The organism is Actinomadura sp. J1-007 (genome assembly GCF_009793335.1).
Lineage (GTDB): Bacteria > Actinomycetota > Actinomycetes > Streptosporangiales > Streptosporangiaceae > Spirillospora > Spirillospora yumaensis.
This window is the reverse complement of record NZ_WING01000001.1, coordinates 5,447,834-5,460,498: the sequence shown is the minus strand read 5'-3', so window position 1 is coordinate 5,460,498 and position 12,665 is coordinate 5,447,834. Positions and strand designations below refer to the sequence as shown.

The following is a 12,665-nucleotide window of genomic DNA, read 5'->3' as shown; positions in this document are numbered from 1 at the left end:
CGTGATGAAAGCCTCCCAACGAATCACGACATCCTGTGTCGTGTATTTCGTAGAGTTCTCGGATGCGCGCGGATCGGCTGGTCTCACTGGTGCTGCTGCTGCGCCAGCGCGGTCGGCTGTCGGCGGCCACGCTGGCCCGCGAGCTGGAGGTCTCCACCCGCACCGTGCTGCGCGACATCGAGGCGCTGTCCGCCGCCGGCGTCCCGGTCTACGCCCAACGCGGCCGCCACGGCGGGTTCGCGCTGCTGCCCGGCTTCCAGACCGAACTCACCGGACTCAACCACGACGAGGCCCTGGCCCTGCTGATCGCCGGTTCGCGACGCGGCGCACAAGCGTTCGGCCTCGGCTCGGCCCTCGCCTCGGCCATGCTCAAAGTGATCGACGCGCTCCCCGAGTCCCACCGGCACACCGCCGCCGGCGTAGCCGAACGGCTGCTCATCGACCCCGACACCGACCTGCTCGCACGCCGCACCACCACCGACGAGATCCCCGACGCCACCATGGCCGAGATCCGGCGCGCGGTGTTCGCGGGCCGCAAACTCCGCATCCACTACGCGGCCCTGGACCAGGCCCCGCAATGGCGCACCGTCGACCCCATCGGCCTGGTCACCGTACGCGACCAGGGCTACCTCCTGGCCACCCGTTCCGGCGCCGACCGCACCTACCGCCTCTCCCGCATCCACGCCGCCCAGAAACTCGACGAACCCGCCGAACGGCCCGACCGGATCGACCTCGACCGGGCCTGGCAGGAACGCAGTACCCGCTTCCGAACCGGCGGCGACCAGGTCACCGTTCTCATACGGCTCAATCCCAAACGGCGAGAAGAGCTGGTGAACACCGCACTGGCCGTCCACACCGAACGAACCGACGCCGACGGCTGGCTACGACTAGAAGCGTCCTTCCAGGATTCGCGTCACGCCGAATGGGCCCTGTGGCAGCTCTCCACCCAAGCCGAAGCCCTCGCCCCACAATGGCTGCGCACCTCCCTGCACAATCGCGCAACCGCGCTCGCCACCCGTTACAACGAGACGATCTGAGCCCCGGCGGCGAGAAGAGAACGGGCCGCCTTCGGTGGGAAGGCGGCCCGTTTCCTATCAGGGCTTGGCGGTCAGGTAGACCATGCGTTTGCCGGGGTGTTCGGTCAGCGTCCACAGGCCGGAACGGTTGGCGTCCGAGCCGGGCCAGTGCGACAGGTCCTCGACGCCGACGGCGGCCGGATGCGAATCGCCGACCTTGGTGAGGTAGCCGGTCGCGCCGCCCGGCTGCGACGCCTTGATCAGGGCGCTGGTGCCCCGGTCGCCGTTGCTCTGGGCCAGGTACCAGGAACCCGCGTAGCGGGTCGCGCCCTGGATGTTGCCGACTCCGGGCGGCATGGCGTACGCGGCGGTGGCGTGCCAGCACGGGATCGTCGCGCCTCCCGCGGGGTCGGCCACGCACCTGGCGTTCATGTCGGGCATGCCGTCGTCGCGGTTCAGCGGCCATGCGGCGACGCGGCCGCCGCGGTCCTTCGGGGCCTCCCGGCCGGCGCAGTACTCACCGGTGAGCAGGTACCTCGTGCCGCCGTCGCGGTCGGCGGTGCGGTCGAGGGAGACGTAGGAGGTCGTGGGCGAGCCCGTCCCCTCGCACCGGTCGCCCTCGGCCGGCCGCGGGACGGTGTTGGTGTACGCCTCGCTCTCCGGCAGGACGAAACGGTAGCCGTGGCCGTAGAACACGCCGTCCTGACGGCCGATCTTGCCCTTGTCCGTGGTGTTGCCCTTGTCGCCCGCGGCCTTCAGGTCGAAGATGTTCCGCAGGTCGAAAACGCGCAGGCCCCGCGCGGTGTCGGCGACGTACAGGTAATTGCCGTACCAGACGATGCCGCCCGCGTGCAGCGAACCGCCCTCGGCGTTCTGCTTGGTGCGCAGGCTCATGTAGGTGGCGTTGCCCGAGTCGTTCTTGAACGGGTACACCAGCAGCACGTGCGCGTACTTCCCGGTGCTCGGGTCGATGATCGAGATCCGGACGCCCTTCTTGTTGTCCTTGGGGCATTCCGCGGGCTGGTCGACTCCGATCCGGCGCTCGCAGTTGTACCAGGTGGTGATGAGCGGCTTCTCCGTTCCCCACGCCTTGTCCTCCACGGCGTCGGCCACCGTGGTGATTCCCTGCGGGGTCCACTCGTAGGTCGGCTTGCTGCCGCCCGCGTCGTCGCCCTCCCAGCAGAAGCTGAACTTGACCGGCGGGTCGGGAGTCTCGTTGACGGCGTTGGAATTGCACACGCCGTTCGCGGTCCTACCCGTGTGGGGCGCTTCGGCGAGGATGTTCTGAACGCCGAGCTTGGGGAGCTCCTTGTCCAGCTCCTCGATGCGTTGCCGCATCTCAGTGCCGTTGTTGGCGGTGCGCATGTAGTAGTTGCCGAGGTTCGGCTCGGCGTGAGCCGGGGCGGACACGGCGTTCAGGCCGCCGGCGACGAGCAACGTCGCCAGACAGCACCGAACGACCGACCGCAGGGGCCATGCCATGGAGGGCTCCTCGCGTGACGATCCGCCTCGCGAGGGAACGGGACCGCCGCGAGAAACGATCTGCGGACAAGATCGTTTCCAAGCTGCCCTACACCCCCCGCCCCCCGCAATCCCCACCCACCCGAAATTATCCTTCCCTCTCACCTTCGATCACGAAAGTCAATGCCGTCCCCTGGGCGGCCGAGAACTGCCCGCAGGCCAGGGCCCCAACCGGAATGGGCCAGCCATAATGGGGGCGTGTCTCCTGGGACCCGGCGTGAACTGGGGAGCGGTGGCCTGGAAGCCCGCCCGTCAGCCGGGTCGGCTTTCGCGCACGCGTGGAACGATGTCGGGTTCACGCTCTTCCTCGTCGGACTGTTCGCGGCTGTCGTGGGCGGAACGATCGGCCGGCAGTGGGAGGTGATCCTCGGCTGGCTGCTCTGGATCGGGTTGTTCGCCTACGCATGGCTGCGGTGGCGCGACAGAACACCGCAGCGGGCGTGGCTGGACGGGACCGTGCTGACCGTCCGAACGGGCCAGCGGATACGGCGATGTGATCTGGCGACTGCGCGGAGCGTCCGGCTGGGCTCGACCGTTACGGCCCAGGGCGACGAAGCCTTTTCGGTGCTCCAGGCCCGGGATGCGGTGACGGGCGTCAAAGTGCGATACGTGCTGCGGACCGTCAGCGGACACAGATTGCCGGCCGAAGACCTCCGCATCTTGGCCGACGTTGTGGAAACAGGGTCGCGACCAGCGACATCTGCGCCCGCCTTGGCCGCGAAACTACGAGAGATCGCCCAGTACGGAAGAGAACTGGGCTCCTCCGAACGCGTCGACTGGAGTCACCGGACCACGCACCGAGAGCCCCCACCGCACTGAGAAGAACGGAAGCGGTTGCGGGTCAGGTGGGGTGGCGGACTGAGGTTGTGTCGCTGGTCAGGGGGTTCCGGTCGGGGACGCGGGGATGAGGGCGGGGACTCGGGTGCCGGTGGCGTCGACCAGGACGGAGTGGGGCTCGTCCGGGTCGAAGGCGTGGCGTTCGCCCCACTGGCGCAGGGCGACGATCACGGGGAAGAGGTCCTTGCCCGCCTCGGTGAGCGCGTAGAGCCTGCGCCTGCCGGACGGGGCGTCGACCTGGGCGAGCAGGCCGTGGGCGGTGAGCTTGCGGAGCCGTTCGGTGAGAATGTTGCGGGCGATGCCGGTGCGCCGCTGGAAGTCGGTGAACGAGCGGGCGCCGTCCATCGCGTCGCGGAGGATGAGCAGGCTCCACCGGTCGCCGACCAGATCGACCGTGCGGGCCACCGGGCAGTTCGGGTCCGTCCACGCCGGGGCCATCACTCCTCCAATGAGTTGCGTATTGAAACCATTCTGCCCTACCCTCCGGTTGGTTGCAAAATGCAACCAAACGGGGGGTGTCTCGATGGACTGGAGGACGCGGCTGCTGCTGGCGGTGGTGTGCGGGGTCGCGGTGGCGAGCGTGTACGCCGGGCAGCCGGTGCTGGGGCCGATGGGGCGGGAGCTGGGGGTTCCGGTCGGCTCGCTCGGCTGGTTCGTGGCGATCGGGCAGTTCGGCTATCTGGCGGGGCTGGTGCTGCTGGTGCCGTTGGGCGACATGCTCGACCGCAGGCGGTTGATCGCCGCGCACCTCGCCCTGGTGGCCGCGGGAACGGCGGTCACCGCGGCCGCTCCGGCCGCCTGGGCGGCGTTCTCCGGGCTGGCCGCGGCGGGCCTGTTCGCGGTGGTGGTGCAGACCGCCGTCGCGTACACGGCGTCGATCTCCCCGCCCGCCGAGCGCGGACGCAACCTCGGCGTCGTGACCTCGGGCGTGGTGGTCGGCATCCTCGGCGCGCGCGTCGTCGCGGGAGTGCTCGCGGACCTGTGGGGATGGCGGAGCGTCTATCTGGCGCTGGCGTTCCTCGCCGCCGTCCTCGCGTTGCTCACGCTCGCGCTGTTGCCGCCGGACGTCCGCCCCCGGACGGCAGGGTACGGGCGGGTGCTCCGGTCCTTCGGCGGGCTGTTCGTACGGCCGGTGTTCCTCAGCCGGGGGCTGATCGCGTTCTTCCTGTTCGCGTCGTTCGGCACGCTGTGGAGCGGGATGGCGCTGCCGCTGGCCGGTGCGCCGTGGCACCTCAGCGAGGCGCGGATCGGGCTCTTCGGCATCGCCGGGCTCGCCGGAGCCCTCGGCGCGGCGCGGTCCGGGCGCTGGGGCGACGCCGGGCACGCGCGCCGGGTCACCGGCATCGCGCTCGTCCTCCTGCTCGTCTCCTGGGCCGCGATCGGACAGCTCCCGCGGTCGCTGCCGCTGCTGGTCGCCGGCGTGGTCCTGCTCGACTTCGCCGTTCAGGCCGTGCACGTGAGCAACCAGCACACCCTCGCCAACGCCTACCCCGAACGCACCAGCAGCGCCATCGGCGCCTACATGGTCTTCTACTCGCTCGGCTCCGCGCTCGGAGCGGCGGCGACCACGGCCCTGTTCGACGTCGCGGGCTGGGTCGGCCCCACCGTCCTCGGCGCGGCGTTCGCGGGCTGCGCCCTCGCCACCTGGGCGTTCAGCGGGCGTTCGGCGGGTCCCGCGGTCCCTCCCCGGCTCAGGCAGGCGGAGAAGGTGTGACGGGCGGGGGCCGCCGCGCGCCTCCTGGGGCGGGGTCCGCGGGTCCGGCATGTAATGATCTTGATTGCCCGACAGCTCGGACCCGCGTCCGAACGCCCCTCGAAGGAGACCGCATGCGCTGGGCCATCGTCACCGCCGCCGCCGTCACGGCCGGCGGCCTGCTCTCCCCCGCGGCGTCCGCCGCCGCCGCGCCCGCACCCGTGAAGTCCGCCGCCTGCGACAAGCCCTGCGACCGGACGATCAAGGACGACTACCCCTACAAGAGCCGTCCCAACGTGCAGGACCCCTGGTACTTCTGGACGGGCCAGTGCACGTCGTTCGCCGCCTGGCGGATCAACAAGCGGCTCGGCGTCAGGTTCACCAACGCCTACAAGGGCGTGTCCTGGGGGAACGCCAAGACCTGGGACGACGCCGCCAAGAAGGCGGGGATGAAGGTGGACGGCAAGCCCAAGGTCGGCGACATCGCCGTCTGGAACGCCGGCGCGTACGGCCACGTCGCCTACGTGGCCAAGCTCGACGGCTCGAAGATCGTGGTCGAGGAGTACAACAAGTCCAAGCCCCTCGCCTACACCAAGCGCACGATCGCCGCCAACACCGTGGACGACTTCATCCACTTCTTCTGACCCGGAGGGCCTGGTCGAGCCCAGCCCCCCGACCAGGCCCGATCCTTATTTTCGGCCATTCCCGAAGACGCTTCAGCTCGCCGTCCGGACGGGTTGCCGCAGGATGGTCCTGAGCTTCGCGGGGTCGGTCCGGCGGGGATCGCTGAGGTAGACCTCGTGGTGGTGCCCGGACATCCGCAGGCCGTTCGCGGCGAGGTACTCGTCGTGGAGCCTGGCGAGAACGGGTCCTTCGTCGTCGTACGGCCCGATGTGCAGGGCCTGGGCGCTGGTGCCCTCCTCCAGGGTCTCGTGGCGGACCTCGTTGATCGCGGGAAGCCCCTTCTTCGCCAGCGCGGCCCGTTTGGCCTCCTCGACGAGGTCGCCGGTGATCCAGTCGGGCTGGTTGAGGAGCATCCGCCAGTGCCAGGCGCCCTTGTCCCGGGTGACGAACACCTCCGGGCGGTCGGCCCACCACAGCCCTTCGAGCGGTCCGACGACGAAGTCCCGGCCGAGGGCGTTCTTGCTGGTGAACTTGATCGTGTAGGCGACGCTGTAGAGCGCCTCGACGGCGCGGGCGTAGTCGGCGCTGGTGTTGGGGTCGCCGCTGCCGTCGACGGCGATGAACCGCTGCGCCGGCACGTCGACCAGCGCCCAGTCGGTGTTCCGCGGCGCGTAGCACTGCTTGAGCTCGCGTTTGACGTCATAGCGGGTCATCGCCGCCGCCTTCCTGTCCGGGGTCGTCGGGAGGGTGCTCGCCGGGATCGGCCGCCCGGTAGGCGGCCAGCCACCGCTGTTCGGCGGCGAGCTGGCCCAGCGCGTGGTCGAAGACGGCGCGAACGAACCCGGGCGCGTCACGCTGGGCGTCGCGGGCCGCGCCGACGGCGGCGATCCTCTCCGCCAGCGCCGCGGCCCGGCGGTCGAGCGCGGCCCGGAGGCGCTCGGGCGGGATGAGCGGCTGGTTGGCCAGCCCGACCAGCAGAGGCGAGAACACCGGCCGGAGCTCGGCCACCGCCGCCTCCGCCGACCGCGCGCACGCCCGGCGCCCCTCGGCCGTCGGCCCGTACACCCGGCGCGCCTTCCCCCGGACGGCCCTCCCCCGGACGGCCCGAGGCGCGCCGATCTCGGTGATCAGCCCGCGGTCGCGGAGCCGGCCCAGCAGGTAGTAGATCGAGCTGAAGCCGATCTCTGTCCACTCGCGCATACCGCGCGCGCTGATGACCTCGTCCAGCTCGTAGCCGTGCCTCGGCTTCTCCACGAGCAGGCCGAGCAGGGTCAGCTCGGCGGGCGTCAGGTCGGCTTCCACTCTTTTACTCTAGTACTAGAATAGAAGCGCGCGCGACGCCCGCCGACTCCTGCTGCGGCGGTGGTCAGGCGCCGCGGCGTGCGGCCCAGACTGTACGTTCGGTACGTACCGCGAGATCGTCGCGGCGCAGGATGCTGGACGGGCCGCCGGTGTCGAGCAGACGGTCGAGCGCGGCGAGGTCCTCGGCCGCGAGCACGTCGGCGACGCTGGTACGGACGCGTTGCAGGGTGGCCAGGGCGTAGCGGCCGACCGCCTCGCTGCGGGAACCCTCGATGTTCACGGGGACGGTGCGTTCGCCCTCCACGGTGAATCCGGCGGCGGTCAGCATCGGCCCCCAGTCGGCTCCGCGGTGCGGCACCTTTTCGGCGTGGATGCGGTCGTTGGCCACGTGGCAGCGTTCTTCGAGGCCGGGCCGGTCCTGCGGGGCGTCGCCGGGCAGGAACCGGGGGAACCCGGCCAGCTCCACGACGGCGAACAGGCCGCCCGGCGCCAGGATGCCGTGCACCTTGCGCAGGGCGCGGTCGGGGTCGGCCATGTGGTGCATCGAGGCCGAGGCCCACACCAGCTCCGGCGCGCCGAGGTCGGGCCAGTCGTCGTCGAGGTCGGCCTGAACGGTGCGGACGCGCTTCTCCACCCCCTGCGCGACGGCTTTTTCTCGCAGGCGGTGGAGATGCTCGGCCGAGGAGTCGACGGCGGTGACGTGCGCCTCGGGGAAGCGGGCGAGCAGGGCGAAGGTGCCGGCTCCCGTTCCGCAGCCGAGGTCGACGATCCGGCCGGGGGCCGTCTCGACGGGCAGCCAGGCGGTGATGGCGGCGATGTGCCCGGCGAGGACTTCGGCGTCCAGGTCGAGGATCTCGGCCGCGCCGTCGTCACCGTCCTGATGGCCGTGGTGCGCGCCGTGGTGTGCAGCGTGGTGCGCGCCTTGGTGGGCAGCGTGGTGTGCGCCTTGGTGGGCACTGTGCTGGGCGCCTGGGTGCGCTGCGTGCGGGGACTTGTCGGTCATGCCGCCACACTAAAGTGACCATGCGTTCACGGCTCCGCGACTTCCCGTATACGCAAAAGGATGCCCCTCTGCGCTGCCGAACGCGCAAGTCGCCGTGCGACGCGGGAGGTCGTCGGGGGGCGGCGCGTCTCGGTCATTCCGCCACAGGGCCGTCCAGGGCCGTTCCGTACACGCGCGACACCCGGAGCCTGATGACCACGCGCCGGTCCCGCACCATCCGTTCGAAGAACTCCGCCTCGTCCGCCGGGTCGGTGATCCCGAACAGTCGCAGCAGCTCCCGGCCGACCGCGTCGCCGGGCTCCGCCGTCGCTTCCGAGACTTCCGCCTCGCCCTCGGCGATGGCATAGGAGAGGACGGTCTCGCCCTCCACCTGGAAGGTCGCGCGCGGATCTCTGAGCAGGTGGCGCACCTTGATGCGGTCGGCGACCGACGGGATCCGGATGATCCGCTCATCGGGGTCCCAGGCGAAGACCATCGAGGCCATGTGGGGCCGGCCGTCGCGCTTCAAGGTGGCCAGCACCCCGAACCGCCGGTCGCTGAGGATGCGCCCCGCCTCCTCCTCGCCAAGGGCGCGGGGGCCGGGCCCCTGGCCCGGACGGTACTTGATCGCGTTCTCGGTCATGTCGTTCGATCCCTTCCGTGTCGCCCCGGCTCAGACCTACCGGTCCGGCGGGTTCCAGCCCCTTGCGAGGCCGACAAAAGGAACACTAGCAGATAGTTTTGTTGTAGACGATTGTGGTCGCGAGCGGGGACGCCCAGATGTCGACTTTGGTCGGTGGGACGTGGGCCATAGGCCGTCGCGGCGCCGGGCGGTGGAGCGCGACCCTCGGCGTGGAGGACCACATGGGCGAGGAGAGAAGCATGGACATGCGCAAGGAATCCGAACGGGAACCGCAAGGTGGCAAGCTCACCGAGCTGCGCGAACCGGCTTGGAGGACTGCGGGCGTCTACCTCGTGTTCGCGGTGCTGGGGGCGGGCGTCGGCTGGCTCGTCGGTCTGCTGGCCGACTGGCTGGTGACGCTGTCCTGGACGCCGATGCAGAAGCCGACGGAGTTGGTCGCGTCGCTCCCCGATGTGGTGCTGCCCGTCGCCGGTTTCCTGGCGGGCCTCGTCCTCGGAGCCATCGCCCAGCATGAGCAGTTGGCGATCAGCCTTTCGAACGAAACGGTCGTGCTCGTTCGCGAGGGCCGTCGGCAAGAGCTCTCGCGGGAGGCCGTCGCCACCGTTCTCCGAGACGGCAAGCAGTTGGTCGTCCTCGGCCACGACGGCGGAGAACTCGCCCGGCACGAGTACGACCTCAACACCGACCGCGTTGCCGACGCGTTCGTTCGGCACGGGTACGCGTGGGCGGACGCGGACCCGTACAAGGACGACTTCCGCCGCTGGGTACCGGACCTTCCCGGCCTCCCGGACGGAGCGAACGCCCTCCTCAAGGCCCGCCAGGAGGCGCTGGAGAAGGACGGCTCCGGCGACGACGTTCGGGAGCTCCGCGATGAACTGGCCCGGCTCGGCGTCGTGGTGAAGGACGAGAAGCGGCGCCAGCACGTCAGGACCTTCGGGAGCGCGAGGCGGACGCGGGACCGCGACGGAGGATGACGCCCACGCCGGCCGCCGACCCGGCACCTCGCGAACGCCCGGAGGCCGGAGCGGTGCTCGGCTAGGATGGCCGGGTTCCATTCCAGGTCACCGTGGGAGCGCAAGGGTCATGGCCACCGCGCGGCTGTATCGGATCATCGTTCCGGTGTCCGACATGAAGCGAGCAACGGCCTTCTACGGCCACGTGTTCGACGACGCCGGGGAGCGCATCTCCGAAGGGCGCCACTACTTCGACTGCGACGGCACGATCCTGGTGTGCTACGACGCGGTGGCCGACGGCGACGCGCGAGGCGCCTTCCGCGCCAATCCGGGCCATGTCTACTTCGCCGTCTCCGACCTCGAATCGGTGTGCGGGCGGGTGAACGCCGCGGGCGGGCTGTCGGTCGGCGAGATCAAGACGCGCACGTGGGGCGAGCGGAGCTTCTACGGCAAGGACCCGTTCGGCAATCCGATCTGCTTCGTGGACAGCACCACGCTGTTCACCCGGCCGTAGCGGTCACGTCCGGGCGGCGTTGAGCAGCAACGGGAACGCCAGCAGGATCGGCGGGTCGGTGAGCCGCCGTTCGCGCAGGGCGATCCGGAAGGGCCGTTCGCCGGCCGCCTGGTCCAGGTCGATGGGGTCCTCGGCGGCGCCGACGTAGAACGCCGCTCTGGGGCTTTCGGTCAGGACCTCCCGGACCGACGCGTCCGCCCGTACGCTCACCGCGAGCGCCGTCACGGCCCCGGTGGCCGACACCTTCGGCAGATGGACGGGCCCCGGCGGGGCCAGTCCCGCGCAGGCCACCGGCTCCTGCGGTATTCCGGACGGGAAAAGCCCCACCAATGCCACCCCGTTCGTCCCGTCGGGCCGGGCTTCGAGCCAGCCGCGGATTCCGCCGTCCGCGCCGTGGCCGTCCCCGCTGATCAGGTCGCCGAGCAGGATGTGGATCGGCACGTCGGCGATGGGGCGGACACAGGCCCTGAATTTCCCCGGAGGCAGGCCGACGAGTTTCGTAAACGTTGTGGTGAAGGTGCCGAAACTGGAATATCCGACTTTGAGACCGACCTCGGTGGACGTTATCGAGGTCTCGATCAGGAGCCGTTTGGCGCGTGCCATACGCAGGGCGGTCAGGAACCGGCCAGGGGACGTGCCGCAGGTCGTCCGGAAGATGCGGTGGAAATGGAACGGGCTCATGAACACCGTCTGCGCGATGTCGTGCAGTTCGTGCGACTCGTCGAGCCGCTCGTTCATCCGGCCGATGGCGCGGGCGACGGCCGTGCTCCGCAATTCGGTCGTCCACGCCCGGCCGTTCTCGATGTCGACGTGGGAGAGGTCCTCCCCCGCCTCCTCGGCCAAGGTCCCCGCCGCTTCGGCCAGGCGCTCCGCCTCCGCCGTCTCCTCCGGCGCGCGGCGCGGGGACGGCGGCCCGCCCGCCGCGGGACGGCACGCGGGGGCGTCCCTCCGCTGCTCCGCCGCCAGGCCGTCGTTGTACCGGTTGAGCATGCTGAACACGGCGGCGATCAGCACGGCGTCGTGGATCTCGACGTCGGTCGCCCCGGCGCGCCGCGCCGCGCCGACGACCTCGCCGGTCACCGCGTGCCCGCTGTCCCGGACGGCCTTGGCGATCGCCAGCAGGGCCCTCAGCTTGGAGGAGATCGGGGCGCTGGCGGGATCGGCCAGGATCTTGTCGACCAGGGGACGCCCCTCGGGCAGCAGCTGGGCGCACACCTCCGTGGTGGTGGAGGCGCAGAACCTGCTGTCGTTCAGGACGGAGACGTAGGCGGCGATCAGCGCGCGGTCCGCGCGGCCGAGATCGCCGGGGGCGTGCAGCAGCGCTTCCACGAGCTCGGTGAGCGGGCGGCCGGTCTCGGGGCGGTACTGCGCGAGCCCCAGGGTGCCGGGCGGGAGTTCGGGCGGCAGGGCGATGTGCGCCATCGCGACTCCTTCGAAGCACGCTGCATGGTTCCAGACCGGCATTCCGCGCGAAGTGGGGATTAATCGCAGTAGATAGCTAGAAAACCGTACAGTCAAGCGCCCGATCTGGCCGACGCGGGACGGTCACCGTGCGCTGAGCGGCCCTCACGAAGGGCCGGTACCGGACGCCCGAATCACGGCTCAAGAGCAAACGCCGAGAAGCCTTCTTCGGAGACTGATCTCTACGCTCGCGTCATGACGGTGCGTTAACCGGTGCGGGAGGCATTGCCGGTGCGCCAGGGGCCGAGGATCCCGAAGCCGAGCCGCTTGTCGATGCCCGTTCGGTCACCGCTCGGCCACCCGTGTCCGACCGACCAAGAGGAGATGCCGTGTCCGAGCAGTCAGCGCCCAACCTGGCCGAACACGTGGCCGAGCAATTCACCCCGGAAAAGGTGCGGCACCTGCGCAACCGTTTCCACCGCGACGGCTTCATCAAGATTCCCGAAATCGTCACCGACGAGGTCCGCACCGCGATGCGGGCCGAGGTCAACCGGCTTCTCGACCTGCACGCCGAGCGCCGCGACCTGGTGCTCGGCACCACCGGCAACACCCCGCGCTTCATGAGCGTCGTCCGCAGCGAGCTGATCGCGAAGGAGAGCGAGTTCGTCACCCGGCTCTACCGGTCCGAGCCGCTGCTCAAGACGCTGAGTGAGATCGCGGGCGAGCCGCTGTACCCGTGCCCGGCCAAGGACGAGGAGTTCCTCATCACGCGGCAGGAGCGCAAGGGCGACACGCACGGCTGGCACTGGGGCGACTTCAGCTTCGCGCTCATCTGGATCGTGGAGACCCCGGACGTCGAGGTCGGCGGAATGTTGCAGTGCGTGCCGCACACGATCTGGGACAAGTCCAATCCCGGCGTCCACCGGTACCTGTGCGACAACCTGATCGCGACCCACGGGTTCGTTCCGGGCGACATTTATTTCCTGCGCACCGACACCACCCTGCACCGGACGGTCCCGCTGCGGGAGGACGCCACCCGGGTGATCGTCAACCTGACGTGGGCGGCGCGCAAGGACCTCGAAGCCGGCAAGGAGGGCGACGACCGGTGGTGGGAGGACAGTGAGGTCTCGGCCGCCAAGGCGACGCAGGACTGACGCGCGCCGGCCGTCACCGCGCGGG

The 12,665-nt window shown here is 70.3% G+C and carries 14 protein-coding genes; 7 read left to right on the top strand and 7 right to left on the bottom strand.

The features are described 5' to 3' along the window. The first annotated feature begins 62 nt into the window (after window positions 1-62). A complete protein-coding gene (locus GEV43_RS24830) occupies window positions 63-1,037 on the top strand; it encodes a YafY family protein (protein WP_160822756.1) in 975 nt (324 codons plus the stop codon). 57 nt (window positions 1,038-1,094) lie between these two features. Here GEV43_RS24830 and GEV43_RS24825 read toward each other — a convergent pair whose 3' ends face one another. After that, window positions 1,095-2,498 carry a hypothetical protein gene (locus tag GEV43_RS24825; RefSeq protein ID WP_160822755.1) on the bottom strand — a complete coding sequence of 468 codons (1,404 nt, stop codon included), beginning with the start codon at window positions 2,496-2,498 and terminating at the stop codon, window positions 1,095-1,097. 237 nt (window positions 2,499-2,735) lie between these two features. Between GEV43_RS24825 and GEV43_RS24820 the strand changes: the two genes are divergently transcribed. Then, window positions 2,736-3,356 (top strand): hypothetical protein, encoded by a 621-nt coding sequence (locus GEV43_RS24820; RefSeq protein WP_160822754.1) that lies wholly within the window; start codon window positions 2,736-2,738, stop codon window positions 3,354-3,356. Between the two features lie 57 nt (window positions 3,357-3,413). On the opposite strand, the gene GEV43_RS24815 is transcribed toward GEV43_RS24820, so the two are convergent. Further along, window positions 3,414-3,812, bottom strand: coding sequence for a helix-turn-helix domain-containing protein (locus tag GEV43_RS24815; RefSeq protein ID WP_160822753.1), 399 nt, complete (start codon window positions 3,810-3,812; stop codon window positions 3,414-3,416). 85 nt (window positions 3,813-3,897) lie between these two features. Here GEV43_RS24815 and GEV43_RS24810 point away from each other — a divergent pair, with 85 nt between their 5' ends. After that, a complete protein-coding gene (locus tag GEV43_RS24810; protein ID WP_160822752.1) occupies window positions 3,898-5,088 on the top strand; it encodes an MFS transporter in 1,191 nt (396 codons plus the stop codon). Between the two features lie 113 nt (window positions 5,089-5,201). Beyond that, a complete protein-coding gene (locus GEV43_RS24805; protein WP_160822751.1) occupies window positions 5,202-5,711 on the top strand; it encodes a CHAP domain-containing protein in 510 nt (169 codons plus the stop codon). A gap of 72 nt (window positions 5,712-5,783) precedes the next feature. On the opposite strand, the gene GEV43_RS24800 is transcribed toward GEV43_RS24805, so the two are convergent. The 4 genes from GEV43_RS24800 to GEV43_RS24785 all read right to left on the bottom strand — a co-directional run bounded on the left by GEV43_RS24800 (window position 5,784) and on the right by GEV43_RS24785 (window position 8,618). Continuing rightward, entirely contained in the window at window positions 5,784-6,404 is a 621-nt protein-coding gene (locus GEV43_RS24800; protein WP_160822750.1) for a GyrI-like domain-containing protein, read from the bottom strand. Then, a complete protein-coding gene (locus GEV43_RS53970) occupies window positions 6,391-6,993 on the bottom strand; it encodes a PadR family transcriptional regulator (RefSeq protein WP_160822749.1) in 603 nt (200 codons plus the stop codon). The genes GEV43_RS24800 and GEV43_RS53970 overlap by 14 nt, the downstream gene beginning before the upstream one ends. A gap of 64 nt (window positions 6,994-7,057) precedes the next feature. Continuing rightward, window positions 7,058-7,996 (bottom strand): trans-aconitate 2-methyltransferase, encoded by a 939-nt coding sequence (locus GEV43_RS24790; RefSeq protein ID WP_160822748.1) that lies wholly within the window; start codon window positions 7,994-7,996, stop codon window positions 7,058-7,060. A 133-nt stretch (window positions 7,997-8,129) separates the two neighbouring features. Next, window positions 8,130-8,618, bottom strand: a complete 489-nt coding sequence (locus tag GEV43_RS24785; protein ID WP_160822747.1) for a PPOX class F420-dependent oxidoreductase — start codon at window positions 8,616-8,618, stop codon at window positions 8,130-8,132. A 221-nt stretch (window positions 8,619-8,839) separates the two neighbouring features. On the opposite strand from GEV43_RS24785, the gene GEV43_RS24780 reads away from it, so the two are divergent. Beyond that, window positions 8,840-9,592, top strand: a complete 753-nt coding sequence (locus tag GEV43_RS24780) for a hypothetical protein (RefSeq protein WP_241683029.1) — start codon at window positions 8,840-8,842, stop codon at window positions 9,590-9,592. A 109-nt stretch (window positions 9,593-9,701) separates the two neighbouring features. After that, a complete protein-coding gene (locus GEV43_RS24775) occupies window positions 9,702-10,085 on the top strand; it encodes a VOC family protein (protein WP_160822746.1) in 384 nt (127 codons plus the stop codon). Window positions 10,086-10,088: 3 nt separating this feature from the next. Here GEV43_RS24775 and GEV43_RS24770 read toward each other — a convergent pair whose 3' ends face one another. Next, entirely contained in the window at window positions 10,089-11,507 is a 1,419-nt protein-coding gene (locus tag GEV43_RS24770; RefSeq protein WP_160822745.1) for a helix-turn-helix domain-containing protein, read from the bottom strand. Between the two features lie 368 nt (window positions 11,508-11,875). Here GEV43_RS24770 and GEV43_RS24765 point away from each other — a divergent pair, with 368 nt between their 5' ends. Next, entirely contained in the window at window positions 11,876-12,640 is a 765-nt protein-coding gene (locus GEV43_RS24765) for an ArpA protein (RefSeq protein WP_160822744.1), read from the top strand. The last annotated feature ends 25 nt before the right edge of the window (window positions 12,641-12,665 follow it).